The organism is Bradyrhizobium sp. SZCCHNS30572, from assembly GCF_032484415.1.
Taxonomy (GTDB): domain Bacteria; phylum Pseudomonadota; class Alphaproteobacteria; order Rhizobiales; family Xanthobacteraceae; genus Bradyrhizobium.
Genome location: NZ_JAUESY010000006.1, coordinates 73,097 through 85,764 on the forward strand (window position 1 = coordinate 73,097; position 12,668 = coordinate 85,764).

General features: G+C 65.6%; 17 protein-coding genes. 7 read left to right on the top strand and 10 right to left on the bottom strand.

What is annotated here, in order from left to right; genetic code table 11:
- Window positions 1-442: 442 nt before the first annotated feature.
- Together QX048_RS17435 and QX048_RS17440 are read right to left on the bottom strand one after the other, a co-directional pair.
- The gene (locus tag QX048_RS17435) at window positions 443-826 is read right to left on the bottom strand and encodes a hypothetical protein (RefSeq protein ID WP_315740669.1); all 384 of its coding nucleotides are present in this window, start codon (window positions 824-826) and stop codon (window positions 443-445) included.
- 228 nt (window positions 827-1,054) lie between these two features.
- Window positions 1,055-1,855, bottom strand: a complete 801-nt coding sequence (locus QX048_RS17440) for a hypothetical protein (protein WP_315825757.1) — start codon at window positions 1,853-1,855, stop codon at window positions 1,055-1,057.
- Window positions 1,856-1,969: 114 nt separating this feature from the next.
- Between QX048_RS17440 and QX048_RS17445 the strand changes: the two genes are divergently transcribed.
- The gene (locus tag QX048_RS17445) at window positions 1,970-3,004 is read left to right on the top strand and encodes an aspartate-semialdehyde dehydrogenase (protein WP_316173406.1); all 1,035 of its coding nucleotides are present in this window, start codon (window positions 1,970-1,972) and stop codon (window positions 3,002-3,004) included.
- Window positions 3,005-3,038: 34 nt separating this feature from the next.
- Entirely contained in the window at window positions 3,039-3,581 is a 543-nt protein-coding gene (locus QX048_RS17450) for a TIGR00645 family protein (RefSeq protein WP_315715886.1), read from the top strand.
- A 65-nt stretch (window positions 3,582-3,646) separates the two neighbouring features.
- Here QX048_RS17450 and QX048_RS17455 read toward each other — a convergent pair whose 3' ends face one another.
- On the bottom strand, window positions 3,647-4,291 hold the full coding sequence (locus QX048_RS17455; protein WP_315715887.1) for a carbonic anhydrase: 645 nt from the start codon (window positions 4,289-4,291) through the stop codon (window positions 3,647-3,649).
- 101 nt (window positions 4,292-4,392) lie between these two features.
- Between QX048_RS17455 and QX048_RS17460 the strand changes: the two genes are divergently transcribed.
- Window positions 4,393-5,271 carry a CoA ester lyase gene (locus QX048_RS17460; RefSeq protein ID WP_315825758.1) on the top strand — a complete coding sequence of 293 codons (879 nt, stop codon included), beginning with the start codon at window positions 4,393-4,395 and terminating at the stop codon, window positions 5,269-5,271.
- 4 nt (window positions 5,272-5,275) lie between these two features.
- Here QX048_RS17460 and QX048_RS17465 read toward each other — a convergent pair whose 3' ends face one another.
- The 5 genes from QX048_RS17465 to QX048_RS17485 form a co-directional block, all read right to left on the bottom strand.
- On the bottom strand, window positions 5,276-5,647 hold the full coding sequence (locus tag QX048_RS17465; RefSeq protein ID WP_315825759.1) for a cytochrome c: 372 nt from the start codon (window positions 5,645-5,647) through the stop codon (window positions 5,276-5,278).
- A 34-nt stretch (window positions 5,648-5,681) separates the two neighbouring features.
- Window positions 5,682-6,098 (bottom strand): DUF6455 family protein, encoded by a 417-nt coding sequence (locus QX048_RS17470; RefSeq protein WP_315715890.1) that lies wholly within the window; start codon window positions 6,096-6,098, stop codon window positions 5,682-5,684.
- Between the two features lie 112 nt (window positions 6,099-6,210).
- Window positions 6,211-7,011, bottom strand: coding sequence for a hypothetical protein (locus QX048_RS17475; protein WP_315715891.1), 801 nt, complete (start codon window positions 7,009-7,011; stop codon window positions 6,211-6,213).
- An 81-nt stretch (window positions 7,012-7,092) separates the two neighbouring features.
- Window positions 7,093-7,695 (bottom strand): 3-isopropylmalate dehydratase small subunit, encoded by a 603-nt coding sequence (gene leuD, locus QX048_RS17480; protein WP_315715892.1) that lies wholly within the window; start codon window positions 7,693-7,695, stop codon window positions 7,093-7,095.
- A 90-nt stretch (window positions 7,696-7,785) separates the two neighbouring features.
- Window positions 7,786-8,184, bottom strand: a complete 399-nt coding sequence (locus QX048_RS17485; RefSeq protein WP_315825760.1) for a metallopeptidase family protein — start codon at window positions 8,182-8,184, stop codon at window positions 7,786-7,788.
- Window positions 8,185-8,325: 141 nt separating this feature from the next.
- On the opposite strand from QX048_RS17485, the gene QX048_RS17490 reads away from it, so the two are divergent.
- From QX048_RS17490 to QX048_RS17505, 4 genes are all read left to right on the top strand, one after another.
- Window positions 8,326-8,634: a hypothetical protein gene (locus QX048_RS17490; RefSeq protein ID WP_316173652.1), complete on the top strand. Its 309-nt coding sequence runs from the start codon at window positions 8,326-8,328 to the stop codon at window positions 8,632-8,634.
- 286 nt (window positions 8,635-8,920) lie between these two features.
- On the top strand, window positions 8,921-9,190 hold the full coding sequence (locus tag QX048_RS17495) for a hypothetical protein (protein ID WP_315715894.1): 270 nt from the start codon (window positions 8,921-8,923) through the stop codon (window positions 9,188-9,190).
- 94 nt (window positions 9,191-9,284) lie between these two features.
- Window positions 9,285-9,560 carry a hypothetical protein gene (locus tag QX048_RS17500; protein WP_315825761.1) on the top strand — a complete coding sequence of 92 codons (276 nt, stop codon included), beginning with the start codon at window positions 9,285-9,287 and terminating at the stop codon, window positions 9,558-9,560.
- A gap of 316 nt (window positions 9,561-9,876) precedes the next feature.
- Window positions 9,877-10,554, top strand: a complete 678-nt coding sequence (locus tag QX048_RS17505) for a hypothetical protein (protein ID WP_315825762.1) — start codon at window positions 9,877-9,879, stop codon at window positions 10,552-10,554.
- Window positions 10,555-10,637: 83 nt separating this feature from the next.
- Here QX048_RS17505 and QX048_RS17510 read toward each other — a convergent pair whose 3' ends face one another.
- Together QX048_RS17510 and leuC are read right to left on the bottom strand one after the other, a co-directional pair.
- Window positions 10,638-10,853: a hypothetical protein gene (locus QX048_RS17510; protein WP_315715897.1), complete on the bottom strand. Its 216-nt coding sequence runs from the start codon at window positions 10,851-10,853 to the stop codon at window positions 10,638-10,640.
- A gap of 192 nt (window positions 10,854-11,045) precedes the next feature.
- Entirely contained in the window at window positions 11,046-12,452 is a 1,407-nt protein-coding gene (gene leuC / locus QX048_RS17515) for a 3-isopropylmalate dehydratase large subunit (RefSeq protein ID WP_315825763.1), read from the bottom strand.
- Window positions 12,453-12,668: the final 216 nt, after the last annotated feature.

Genomic DNA, 12,668 nt, shown 5'->3' on the forward strand with positions numbered 1-12,668 from the left:
ACGGGGGCCACGGGCCTCAGCCGAGGCCCGGCCTTCCCTGCGCCCTCTGCAAGGAGAGGGCGATCAGACGAGCAAAGACTCGGACGCGAAAGCGGGTGCGAGGATGACCAGTCGTGCCGAAAATTCCGGTGTCGTCCCGGTGAACGCCGGGACCCAGACTCCCCGACATGGGTGTGAGGCACGCTGGAGCGATGAGACCGGGGCATGCCGGTCGGTGGTTATGGATCCGGCGTTCGCCGGGATGACACTGAGGGGTGGAGCAGGCTGCCCTCCATCGGCGTGTAGCGATGTGTCAGCCATGTCTCCGAACGGTCGTCTCACACGTTCGAAATCGAGCAGTGACCAGCTCATGATCGATGACGACGCGATGGAACGTCAGCGCGGCAAAACAACAAAAAGCCGGGCGGGGCCCGGCCTTGATGATCTGACGATGCGGCCGCCCTCAGTAGGGGATCGGAATCCGGGTCGGGTAGCCGCCGAGATCGGACGGCGCCATCAGCGGCTGGCGGTCGATCGGGCGGTTCAGGTTCTCGCGGGCGAACGACGGATAGCCGACGGCCGGCGGGAACGCGTAATCCGAGAACTTGCGGTCGCCCGGGAGCACCTCGGTGCCGCCGTCGAGGAACGAGCGGCGGGTGATGTAGATGCGGGTGCGCGGGCCGGACTGGTAGGAATAGTTCGGATTGCCGTTGTTGGTGACGGCAACGGCACGGCGCTTGGTGGTGGCGGCATCCGCCGAGGTGGCGGCAAGAGACGTGACGGCAAGGCCCGTCGCGGCGATCACCGCCAAGGCCATGACCCGGGTCGCAGCAGGAAATTCGATCATCACGTCCTCTTCCTCGCGCCAAAAGGGGCGGGCGCTCGCCATGCGCATGATTTGGCCCGCACAATATCTGGGTCGGCTGTGGCATCACAAGGTCATTCCCGCGGCGACGGGCAAGATAAATCCCTGCTGTGGCGGGAAAGTTGCATCAATATCCGTCACTTGCCCGTGGGTTTGACGGGTCGAATAGGATGCGGTCACGCCCAGCAACATCCGGACGCAGGCGGACATTCACAAGGCGCCGCGCAGCCTCGGATTGGCGGTCGACGTCACCCAATCGGCGCTGCCGGTGGCGATGGCGGGTTCGTCGCAGCCGCCGCGCCGCTGATCGGACCCCATGAACAGCTGGTTCAGGGCGCGGTGCTGGTCGGGCGCCAGCAGGGTCAGCCGGTTGAGCATGCACCCGACCATGGCGCGGCGCATCGGCATCGTCACGCCCTGGCACGACCAGCCGGAGATCCGCAAGCTCGGCTCGGCGATGGTCTTGAGAAAGCCGAGGCAGGCTCCGGCGCCCTCGGGAGCCCCAGCCCGGCGAACCAGACTGACGGGGCCGAACCGGCTGTCGATCACGCCGGCGGTCTCGAGCTCGGAGGCGGAGTTGCGCCCCATCCGGGCCGCGAGATCGGCCCTGGGATCACGCCTTGCATCGCGCTCCGGTCCGAACCGGTAGACCTCGAGCTCGGCAGCGGGGCGATCGGCGGGTTCGCCCCAGCGCAACACGTCCTTGCGGCCGCCTTCCGGGTGGATGAGCACGGTGTAGGTGGCAGTCCTGTCGGGCTGGTCGGTGAGACGAAGCGAGAACGCCGGCACTGCGGCGTCGGCCAAGGTCCAGCCGGCACGGCCGGGCAAAGCATCGCCGTCGTCGAGATGATTCCAGCCGGCCACCCCGAGCATGGCGATCAGCGCCAGAGTCCCCACATAGGCGAACAGGCGCGCAAAGGTGCCGCAGACCTCGTCCGCGAAGCTCTTGAGCCCTTGCAGGACGGACCCGGATCGGGGCGCTGCGGCTGTTCTGGCCGAATTGGACTGCATCGAATGCGAGACGTCGTGGTAACGTTGTGTCAGGGACGTTTCTCGCATAGAAGCGCTGCCGCTTCGGTTTCCGCTGACATGCGCGGCCGGCCATATTTCTTCGGAGAGTGAACGATGGGTTACAAAGTCGCAGTGGTCGGCGCGACCGGCAATGTCGGACGGGAAATGCTCAATATTCTCGACGAGCGGCAATTCCCGGCGGACGAGGTCGTCGCGCTGGCCTCACGCCGCAGCGTCGGCGTCGAGGTGTCCTATGGCGACCGCACGCTGAAGGTCAAAGCGCTCGAGCACTACGATTTTGCCGATGTCGACATCTGCCTGATGTCGGCCGGCGGTTCGGTGTCGAAGGAGTGGTCGCCCAAGATCGGCGCCGCCGGCGCTGTCGTGATCGACAACTCGTCGGCTTGGCGCATGGATCCCGACGTGCCGCTGATCGTGCCGGAGGTGAATGCCGACGCCGCCGCCGGCTTCAACAAGAAGAACATCATCGCCAACCCGAACTGCTCGACCGCCCAGCTCGTCGTCGCGCTGAAGCCGCTGCACGACAAGGCCAAGATCAAGCGCGTCGTGGTGTCGACCTATCAGTCGGTGTCCGGCGCCGGCAAGGATGCGATGGACGAATTGTTCTCGCAGACCAAGGCCGTCTACACCAACGACGAGCTGGTCAATAAGAAGTTTCCCAAGCGCATCGCCTTCAACGTCATTCCGCAGATCGACGTCTTCATGGAAGACGGCTTCACCAAGGAAGAGTGGAAGATGATGATGGAGACCAAGAAGATCCTGGATCCGAAGATCAAGCTGACCGCGACCTGCGTGCGCGTGCCGGTGTTCGTCGGTCACTCCGAAGCCGTCAATGTCGAGTTCGAGAATCCGATCTCGGCGGACGAGGCCCGCAACATCCTGCGCAATGCGCCGGGCTGCCTCGTCATCGACAAGCACGAGCCGGGCGGCTACGTGACGCCCTACGAGGCGGCCGGCGAGGACGCGACCTATATCAGCCGCATCCGCGAGGACGGCACGGTCGAGAACGGCCTCGCCTTCTGGTGCGTGTCCGACAATCTGCGCAAGGGCGCGGCGCTGAACGCGATCCAGATCGCGGAGGTCCTGATCAACCGCAAGCTGATCACGGCCAAGAAGAAGGCGGCCTGAGCGGAGACGTCGTCAGGGTGAGGCGCGGAACGCAATGAGCGAGAAGACGACGCCGGACGCCGCCAGGCACGCGCCGGGTCCGCTCGAGCGCGGGCTCGAAGGCTTCCTGTTCAAGAGCCGCTGGCTGATGGCGCCGTTCTATGTCGGCCTCGTCGTCAGCCTGGTCGTCCTGCTGTTCAAGTTCGTGCTGCTGCTGTGGGAGAACATCGTCCATCTGCCGACCGCCAAGGAGAGCGACATCATCCTCGGCGTGCTCAGCCTGATCGACGTCTGCTTGACCGGCAACCTGGTGCTGATCGTGGTGTTCTCCGGCTATGAGAACTTCGTCTCGCGCATCGATCCCGGCGGCCATCCCGACTGGCCGGAATGGATGACCAAGGTCGACTTCGCCGGACTGAAGCAGAAGCTGCTCGCCTCGATCGTCGCGATCTCGGCGATCCAGCTCTTGAAGGCGTTCATGAATCTCGACGCCGGCTACGACTCGACCAAGCTCGCCTGGCTGGTCGGCGTGCACATGACCTTCGTGGTGTCGACCCTGATGTTGGCGCTGTCGGACCGCTGGTCGGGTGACCATTGATGGGCGGCGAATAGCGAGGCGCGAATGGCGAATAGGCAGGTGAACTACTCGCTACTCCCCATTCGCTATTCGCCAGCGCGCGCGCTCTTGAATTCCTTGCTGGCCTTGTCGAGCACGAACAGCGAGCCCTCGGAGACGCCGAAATAGGCGCCGTGGAGCTGCAAATCACCGGCCTCGACGCGGCTGCGCACGAATGGGAAGGTCATCAGGTTCTCGAGGCTGCGGAACACCGCGGCCTTCTCGATCCGGGTGACGAAGTCCTGGAAACTCTCATGCGTGCGCTGTTCGACGACCTCGCCGGGCTTGATGAACATCGACATCCAGCGGCCGATGAAGTCGCCCGGGGACAGCGGCGCCGCCTTGTCGACGAAGGCGCGGATGCCGCCGCACTGGGCGTGGCCCAGGATGACGATGTGCTTCACCTTCAGCACGGTGACGGCATATTCCAGCGCCGCGGACACGCCGTGCGCGTTGGCGTCCGGCTGATAGATCGGCACCAGGTTGGCGATGTTGCGCAGCACGAACAATTCGCCGGGACCGACGTCGAAGATCACCTCGGGCGAGACGCGCGAGTCGCAGCAACCGATCACCATTACTTCGGGCGACTGGCCGCGCTCCGAGAGCTCAAGGTAACGGCTCTGTTCGGTCGGCAGGCGTTGGGTGGCGAAGGCGCGATAGCCTTCGAGCAGGCGTTGCGGAAACGAGATCATGGGCCTTGCCTAAACACATGCGCCTTCCGGGAACAAGCCTTTCGGGCCGGCCCCCGAAATGGTATCGCGGGCCGCGTCGATAAACCAAGGGAAACGCCGAAATGATCCGCCCGCGCCGCAGTCTTCTGTTCATGCCCGGCTCCAATGCGCGCGCGCTGGAGAAGGGGCGGAACCTGCCGGCCGACGGGCTGATCCTCGATCTCGAGGATTCGGTGGCGCCGGACGCCAAGGCCGCCGCCCGCGACCAGATCGCCAAGGCGGTGGCGGCCGACGGCTACGGCAAGCGGGAACTGCTGATCCGGATCAACAGCCTGGATACGACGTGGTGGCGCGACGACGTCGCCATGGCCGGACAGGCGGCGACCGACGGCATCCTCGTTCCCAAGGTGTCGACCGTCGAGGACCTTCGCCTGGTCACGGATCGCTTGGCCGAGGTCGGCGCCGATCCCGCGCTGAAGGTATGGGCGATGATCGAGACGGCGCGTGCCGTGCTCGATGCCGATCTGCTCGCGGCCACCGTGCACGAGGAAGGCTCGCGGCTCGCCGGCTTCGTGTTCGGACCCAACGACATCTCGCGCGAGACTCGCATCCGGATGCTGCCGGGCCGCTCCACGATGCTGCCGATGATCAGCCACTGCATCCTGGCGACGCGCGCCCATGGGCTGGAGATTCTGGACGGGCCTTACAGCGATTTCGCCAACACCGACGGATTCGCGCAGGAATGCATCCAGGCCCGCGATCTCGGCTTCGATGGCAAGACGCTGATCCATCCCGACCAGATCGACGCCTGCAACGCGATCTTCACGCCGCCCGCCGACGAGGTCGCTGCGGCACGCAAGATCATCGCTGCGTTCGAGCTGCCGGAGAATGCCTCGCGCGGTGCGATCCAGATCGACGGCCGCATGGTCGAGCGGCTGCATGCCGAGATGGCGCGACGCACGATCGCGATCGCCGATGCGATCGCGGCGGTGGCGAAGTGAGGCGTCAGATGCGGCGGAGACTGAGGATGTAGTTGACGAGGTCGCCGCGCTGCTCGGCCGTCAGAATGACGTTCGGCATCGTCGGGTGGCTGCTCTGCAGGAACACCTTGAGCGCTAGCTCGGTCGTCGACGGCATGTTGGCGACCGCGACGAAATCTGGGGCGGTCGTGGTTTGGGCTCTCGCCCCGCTGGTGTCGATGGCGTGGCAGGTGCTGCACCAGGCCTCCGCCAGTTTGCGTCCCGCCTGCACGCTGTCGGCGGCCGGCGTCACGCCGCCGGCATTGTGCAGCCGGATCAGCAGCATCGCGCCGAGCGCGAGCAGGATCGCGGCGCCGACATGGAGCCAGGTGTTGCGGTGCAGATTCGGCAGGCTCATCGCATTGCTCCGCGGGGTGGGAGGGAGGCGGCGATCAGTGCTTGACCGCGGCGCTGCCCAGGCGGTCGATGGTCGGGGCGTTGAGGCAGTATTCCTCGTAGTGCTCGGCACTCGTCCCGGCGGCAAGATCGCGATGGCAGCGCGGCTTGTCCTTGCACATGGCGCAGACGCGCTCCATGTCGCGCAGCACCAGCGGCTCGGCGCGCCCCAGCGCGGCCTCGTCGATGCCGAGCGCCTTCAGCATCTGCGGCAACTCGTCGGCGGCGTGCTCGCCATGGCGGACCAGCTCGTCGAGATCCGCCGGCGTGACCTGGAGGTCCATCGCGATACGCTCGAAATCGTCACGGTCGAGCTGCCGGATCTCGCTCAGCTCACGCCGGTGCCGGAGCCATTGCGCGAACGTATCGATCAGGAACTGAACCCGCGGATAAGGCTTGGCGTCTACGGTCATGACACGTCTCCGATGATCGTTCGCAATCAATCACCGGGTGGACGCGCGGACGTTGCGGTAGATCAAGCAGCAAATCGGTCCTGCGCCGGCCGCAAAGCTGCGTGGCGAAAGGTCAGCGCGGGGCAAATCGTGCGGCCGCCCAGGCATAGAGGCTGCCCGGGATCGGCGCTTCGCCGCCGCGGCCCTTCGGCGAGATGTGCAGGCCGATGACACCGGGATCGCCGATCAGGCCGGAGAAGTCGGAAGGGTCGAAGAACGCCTTCGGCTCGGCATGCACCGCGTAGAAGCTGCGCTTCGGCAGCGCATGGTGCAGCGAGCCATGGCGGCGGGCCAGCGCCGTCAGCGCGGCAGGGCCGAAGATGGCGACGCGGATGTCCGAGAGGCGGTCGGAGCCGCCGCGCAGGCGGCGCAGCGCAAAGGTGAGGCGGTGACGCAGCGAAAGCCAGTTCGGCGTCAGCGCGTCCTGCGCCATCAGTGCGGCGAACTCGGCGACGATCGGATCCTCCGGCGGCAGGTAGAGCACGGAGTTGCCGAGCTGCCGCGGCCGCTCCCAGGCGAAATAGGGCACGGCGGGGTCGATCTCGACCGGCCTGAGCAGCAGCACGTCGGCATCGAGCCAGAGGCCGGCCCGCTGTGCCATCAGCCGCATCCGGAAGAAGTCGCTGAACTGCAAGGTGGTCCAATCGCGCCAGCCGCCGTCCGGCTGCGGCGGCCTGAGACGCTCGGAGAACGCATAAGGCAGGACCGCCTCGGCCTCGGCATTGCCGACGCCGTCGGGCAGGCCGGGCAGCGGATCGAAGCTGTAGACCGTGACCTTGTGGCCGGCGGCGAGCTGCGAGCGCAGGCAGGTCTGGCGCAGGCGGTCGAGCGGCCCCCGCCAGAAGGTGACGACCTCGGGCAATACGCGCGTCAACGGCGGACCTGCTGGGCTGCTCTCGAAACAGGGCCCCGGACGAGGTCCGGGGCCCGCGAACTCACCATCCTTCGGCGGGCCTCAGGCCCAGGCGCGCTCGGCCAGCTTGGCCTCGTAGCTGTCGATCGACGCCTTCTTCTCCAGCGTCAGCCCGATGTCGTCGAGCCCGTTGAGCAGGCAATGCTTGCGGAACGGGTCGATGTCGAACTTGACGGTGCCGCCGTCGGGGCCGCGGATCTCCTGGTTGGCGAGATCGACCGTCAAGGTCGCGTTGGCGCCGCGCTCGGCGTCGTCGAACAGCTTGTCGAGATCGGCCTGCGACACGCGGATCGGCAGGATGCCGTTCTTGAAGCAGTTATTGTAGAAGATGTCGCCGAACGAGGTCGAGATCACGCAGCGGATGCCGAAATCGAGCAGCGCCCAGGGCGCGTGCTCGCGGCTCGAGCCGCAGCCGAAATTGTCGCCGGCGACCAGGATCTTGGCGTTGCGGTACGCCGGCTGGTTGAGCACGAAATCCGGGTTCTCGCTGCCGTCGTCCTTGTAGCGCTGCTCCGAGAACAGGCCCTTGCCGAGGCCGGTGCGCTTGATGGTCTTCAGGTATTGCTTGGGGATGATCATGTCGGTGTCGACATTGATGATCTTCAGCGGCGCGGCGACGCCTTCCAGCGTGGTGAACTTGTCCATCGGGGGCACCTTCGAGAATACGGGCAGGCCGCTGTTTAGCCCGAACGGCAGGGCGGATAAAGTCAAAATCCCGGTGCTATCGCCGGGTCGTCAGTCGGCGGACGCCTCGATCGCCTCCATGTCGTCGTCGGACATTCCGAAATGATGGCCGATCTCGTGGATCAGGACGTGGCGGACGATGTGGCCGAGGCTCTCGTCGTGCTCGGCCCAGTAGTCGAGGATCGGTCGGCGGTAGAGCCAGATCATGTTGGGCAGGCGCGGCAGGTCGTCGTTGCTGCGAAACGGCAGTCCCGTGCCCTGGAACAGGCCGAGCAGGTCGAACTCGCTTTCGGACTGCATCTCGTCGAGCACCTCCTCGGTCGGAAAGTCGTCGACCCGGATGATGACGCCCTCGCACATCCTGCGAAAATGCTCGGGCAGACGCTCGAACATCTCGTGCGCCATGACTTCCATGTCGGCGAGCGAGGGGGCTTTCAGATCTGTCCACATTGCCGCCTTCTAGCCCGGCTTTGATCATCTTGCATCTTGGTTCTATGACATGTGTGGCGGAGCTGGTTGACGCAGGGGATGAAACCGGCGACCGTGACGCGCAAACTGGGGGTTGGGGGACAGATGAGGCAGATGTCGATGGTGCTGGCCGGAGCGGCGCTGGCTGCGGCGGTCGTGGTCTCGATCTCGGCAACGGCGCAAGCGGAGCAACCCGCCGGCGCGCGCGGCGCCGTGCAGGGTGAGGTGAGCACGGATCTCTCCGCACAGCGCCGGCAACGACGAATCCAGATCTATCCGCGCTACGAGGGTCATTGGCAGCCCGACGTGGTGCCGCGCTTCAACCCGGGTCCGAACGCAGTTCGTGTATGCGACGCCACCTATGTTCCGGAGCATCGGCCGAGCGGCACCGTGATCGTCCCGCATATGAGTTGCGTCTGGCGACGCGGCTGACTCCTGGGTCCCGCGCACTGATCGGCTCGGCAAGCGCGCACGCGATCCGGTCGCGATCGCGACGTTGCCTGATGTTACCGGCCGGACACAGTGCCGATATGTCGCGTACTGCGGCGGAACCATGCGCGACATATCGGCATTCTGCTCCTGCGCAGGTCTTCATGTCCCATTCACGTCGCTCGTTCGAGACTGGTCTGCGTCGCGCTGCTGCGGCCGCCCTTCAGGCAACTGACAAGGCGGAAGTTACGGTGCCGGACGTGATGTCAGGCGATCGAGGGAGAAGTTCATGACTGTGATGAAGCTGTTGGGCATCGCGGCGGTTGGCGCCGTTCTCGCGATGGCTGCCCCCGCCGAACGCGCGCAGGCGCTGTCGCTGATCAATCCGGGCGCTGCGACCGCGGTGCAGCAGGGCACGGCGCAGGAGACCACGCAGGCGCATTGGCATGGCCGCCGCCATTGGCATCCCCGGCGCCACTACTATCCTCGGCATTACTACCATCCGCGTCATCACTGGCGGCCGCATCACTACGGATATCGCCATCACGGCCGCTGGTAAGCCGCGCCTTCCATCCGATCGAGACAATGACCGAAATCAAACAGGCCCGCTTTGCGGGCCTGTACGTTGATGGGGGCTGGCAACGAGGTTCGCCATGAAACCATCAGTCAACAGAACCTGGCTCGGGATCAGCGTTGTCACGGTGGCGATGCTGCTCGCAAGTTCCGCCGCCACCGCTCCTGTGGCCGCAGCTCCAGCCGTTACGCAGGCGCGTCAGACCCTAACGGATGCTGGCCCGCGTCGGCAGGGCCGCCGATTGAAGCCCGTGGTGTCGACGGCAGAGGTGCCGCACTATCTCGACCGTCCCACGGACTACACGCCGGCCTATCCGCCGGGCCCCTTGGTTCTGTTCACGCCGTTCTACCATTGAGGCGATGTCGGCGAGGCGCGCTGCGTTTCCTGCGTGTCGTTAGTTGCGAAGTCCCCGCACGAGCAGCACGTGAGCCGTTGCGTCGGCATCCGCGATCCTGAGTTGCAGGACGACGCAGAGGCTCAGGTGCATCTCCTCTGCCGCGACGCCACGCCGCAGATGCGCGTGCACCGTGCATCACTGACGTGCATCATTCATGCCGCATTCACGTCGCTATCTCTACGTTCATGTTGGGGGTGCGCCAATCCACCGATCGGACGACCAGCATCGGCGCTGCATGGGTCCATCGTTGCACAGCATTCAGGGAGAAGGGACCATGATGAGGATGAAGGACCAGCGCGCTGGTCTTGCTCGTCGCCTTAGTCTTGCGGCGGCCACACTGTTTGTCCTGGCGGGCGCGTCCGGACGGCCTGCGCTTGCGATGTCGCCGGTGAGTCCCGGTGCCGGCTCCGCCACGCAGACGCCTTCGGACGTATTGACCGTTCAGGTCCGAGGCCCCGGCGGCCATGGCGGCGGTGGTGGCGGGCATCCCGGCGGTGGTGGATTCCACGGCGGTCCGGCGTTCCACGGCGGAGGCGGCGGCCCGGCGTTCCATGGCGGCGGCGCCATGTTCAGGGGCGGCGGCAGCCCCGCGTTTCATGGGGGAGGACATGCCTTCGGCGGTGGCCCGCGTCCTGTCTTCCACGGTGGCGGCCCCGCATTCCATGGCGGATTCGGCCCGCGGCCGGTGTTCCATGGCGGCGGCTATCATCATCGTCCGTACTATGCCTACCGGCCGTACTTCCACCATCACCGCCGGCACTTCTACGGCTATCGCAGTTATTACGCGCCGGTCTATACCTCGGGCTACTACTATCCCTATCGCCGCTGCCGCGTCGTCTGGACCCATTACGGGCCGCGCCGCATCTGCCACTATCGGCATTGGCGGGGTCATCACTGGCGCCATTATCACCGGTGGCATCATCGCCACCGCCACCATTGGCGCTACTACTGACGGGACTTGAAGTTCGACAAAGCAGGAAGGGCGCCCAACGGCGTCCTTCTCTCATTTCAAGGGGATGGAGTGGGGCGCGGCGGTCAGAGCCAATCCTTGAACTGCCAATTCCTCACACTCAGCTTCCAAGGCACCAGCGTCTCCAGGCGCCATTTGGCAAAGCGGCCGGGCGGCCAGTTCGACAACCGCCGCTCCTCCTTCGGAGCCTCGGGCTGGGCAATGATCTTGGCGGGCGGTGTCTTGCGGCGTTGGCGCGTCGCATCACGGATGAGGTCGACGTATTCCGGCTTGTCGGCCATGTCAGGCTCCTCGGCACGTTCCTCTGCAGACGCAGCGCGTCCGGCGGTAGGATTGTGCGCGACGAGACTTAAGAAGCCCTTGCCGAACTGTGTCGACGTTGAGGTGAAATGAAAAACGCGATGGCTTGGGTGAAGCCATCGCGTTCGTTTGTAGACCGGCCGCCGTGCCGGATCTGAAGCAGCGAGATGACGTCAGCGCCAGTCGCGTACGTCGACGAAGTGTCCTGCGATTGCGGCCGCCGCGGCCATCGCTGGCGACACCAGATGGGTGCGGCCCTTGAAGCCCTGGCGTCCCTCGAAGTTGCGGTTCGAGGTCGAGGCGCAGCGCTCTTCTGGCGCCAACTTGTCCGGGTTCATGGCGAGGCACATCGAGCAGCCCGGCTCGCGCCATTCGAAGCCGGCCTTGATGAAGATCTTGTCGAGGCCTTCGGCCTCCGCCTGCTCCTTGACGATGCCCGAGCCCGGCACGACCATCGCATTGACGTGGCCGCTGACGGTCTTGCCTTCGGCGATCTTGGCTGCGGCGCGCAGATCCTCGATGCGACCGTTGGTGCACGAGCCGATGAAGACGCGGTCGAGCTTGATCTCGGTGATCTTCGTGCCCGCGGTCAGGCCCATGTACTTCAACGCGCGATGCTTGGAGATGCGCTTGGCCTCGTCCGCGATCTGGTCCGGATCGGGCACCACGCCGGTCACCGAGATCACGTCCTCGGGCGAGGTGCCCCAGGTCACGATCGGCGGCAGCTTGGCGGCGTCGAGACGCAGCTCGTGGTCGAAATGCGCGCCCTCGTCGGAGCGCAGCGTCTCCCAGTAGCGCATCGCCGCATCCCAGGCCGCGCCCTTCGGCGCCTTGGGACGGCCGCGCAGGAAGTCGAACGCCTTCTGGTCGGGCGCCACAAGGCCAGCACGGGCGCCGCCCTCGATCGACATGTTGCACACGGTCATGCGGCCTTCCATCGACAGCGCGCGGATCGCCTCGCCGGCATATTCCAGCACGTAGCCGGTGCCGCCGGCGGTGCCGATCTCGCCGATGATGGCGAGGATGATGTCCTTCCCCGTCACGCCGTCCGGCAGCACGCCGTCGACCGTGACGCGCATGTTCTTCGCTTTCTTCTGGATCAGCGTCTGTGTCGCCAGCACGTGCTCGACCTCGGAGGTGCCGATGCCGTGCGCCAGCGCGCCGAACGCGCCATGCGTCGAGGTGTGGCTGTCACCGCAGACGATCGTAGTGCCGGGCAGCGTAAAACCCTGCTCAGGGCCGATGACGTGGACGATCCCCTGGCGGCGATCGAACTCGTTGTAATATTCGATGCCGAATTCCTTGGCGTTCTCGGCCAGCGTCTTGATCTGCTCGATGCTCTCCGGATCCGGGTTCGGCTTGGAGCGGTCTGTGGTCGGCACGTTGTGATCGACCACGGCCAGCGTCTTTTCCGGCGCGTGTACCTTGCGGCCGGTCATGCGCAGGCCTTCGAAGGCCTGCGGCGAGGTCACCTCATGGACCAGATGGCGGTCGATGTAGAGCAGGCAGGTGCCGTCCTCGGCTTCGTGGACCAGATGGTCGTTCCAGATCTTGTCGTACAGGGTGGTCGGCTTCGACATGAGCGAATGCTCCCGGGAATTGAAGGTTGGAAACTGAGCGCGTGCCGGGCACGCGTGAACAATCAGCAATGAGGCGCTGCGGCTTACAGCGCGCGCCTAAGCTCAGATGTTGCCGAGGTGGCGAAGCGTCCGAAGAACCGCCCGGGCAGCCGGCGGCGATCGTCGATGACGACGCGGCGACAGGCCATGCTGGTGCGATCTAGAACCATTTCAGGG

Bases quoted from the DNA above. Each gene is read 5' to 3' on its own strand.
- QX048_RS17435 (WP_315740669.1), bottom strand. From the start codon at position 826: ATGATCGAATTTCCTGCTGCGACCCGGGTCATGGCCTTGGCGGTGATC.
- leuC (WP_315825763.1), bottom strand. From the start codon at position 12,452: ATGTCGAAGCCGACCACCCTGTACGACAAGATCTGGAACGACCATCTG.
- QX048_RS17445 (WP_316173406.1), top strand. From the start codon at position 1,970: ATGGGTTACAAAGTCGCAGTGGTCGGCGCGACCGGCAATGTCGGACGG.
- QX048_RS17510 (WP_315715897.1), bottom strand. From the start codon at position 10,853: ATGGCCGACAAGCCGGAATACGTCGACCTCATCCGTGATGCGACGCGC.
- QX048_RS17465 (WP_315825759.1), bottom strand. From the start codon at position 5,647: ATGAGCCTGCCGAATCTGCACCGCAACACCTGGCTCCATGTCGGCGCC.
- QX048_RS17500 (WP_315825761.1), top strand. From the start codon at position 9,285: ATGAAACCATCAGTCAACAGAACCTGGCTCGGGATCAGCGTTGTCACG.
- QX048_RS17485 (WP_315825760.1), bottom strand. From the start codon at position 8,184: ATGTGGACAGATCTGAAAGCCCCCTCGCTCGCCGACATGGAAGTCATG.
- leuD (WP_315715892.1), bottom strand. From the start codon at position 7,695: ATGGACAAGTTCACCACGCTGGAAGGCGTCGCCGCGCCGCTGAAGATC.
- QX048_RS17440 (WP_315825757.1), bottom strand. From the start codon at position 1,855: ATGCAGTCCAATTCGGCCAGAACAGCCGCAGCGCCCCGATCCGGGTCC.
- QX048_RS17470 (WP_315715890.1), bottom strand. From the start codon at position 6,098: ATGACCGTAGACGCCAAGCCTTATCCGCGGGTTCAGTTCCTGATCGAT.
- QX048_RS17505 (WP_315825762.1), top strand. From the start codon at position 9,877: ATGATGAGGATGAAGGACCAGCGCGCTGGTCTTGCTCGTCGCCTTAGT.
- QX048_RS17495 (WP_315715894.1), top strand. From the start codon at position 8,921: ATGACTGTGATGAAGCTGTTGGGCATCGCGGCGGTTGGCGCCGTTCTC.
- QX048_RS17460 (WP_315825758.1), top strand. From the start codon at position 4,393: ATGATCCGCCCGCGCCGCAGTCTTCTGTTCATGCCCGGCTCCAATGCG.
- QX048_RS17450 (WP_315715886.1), top strand. From the start codon at position 3,039: ATGAGCGAGAAGACGACGCCGGACGCCGCCAGGCACGCGCCGGGTCCG.
- QX048_RS17455 (WP_315715887.1), bottom strand. From the start codon at position 4,291: ATGATCTCGTTTCCGCAACGCCTGCTCGAAGGCTATCGCGCCTTCGCC.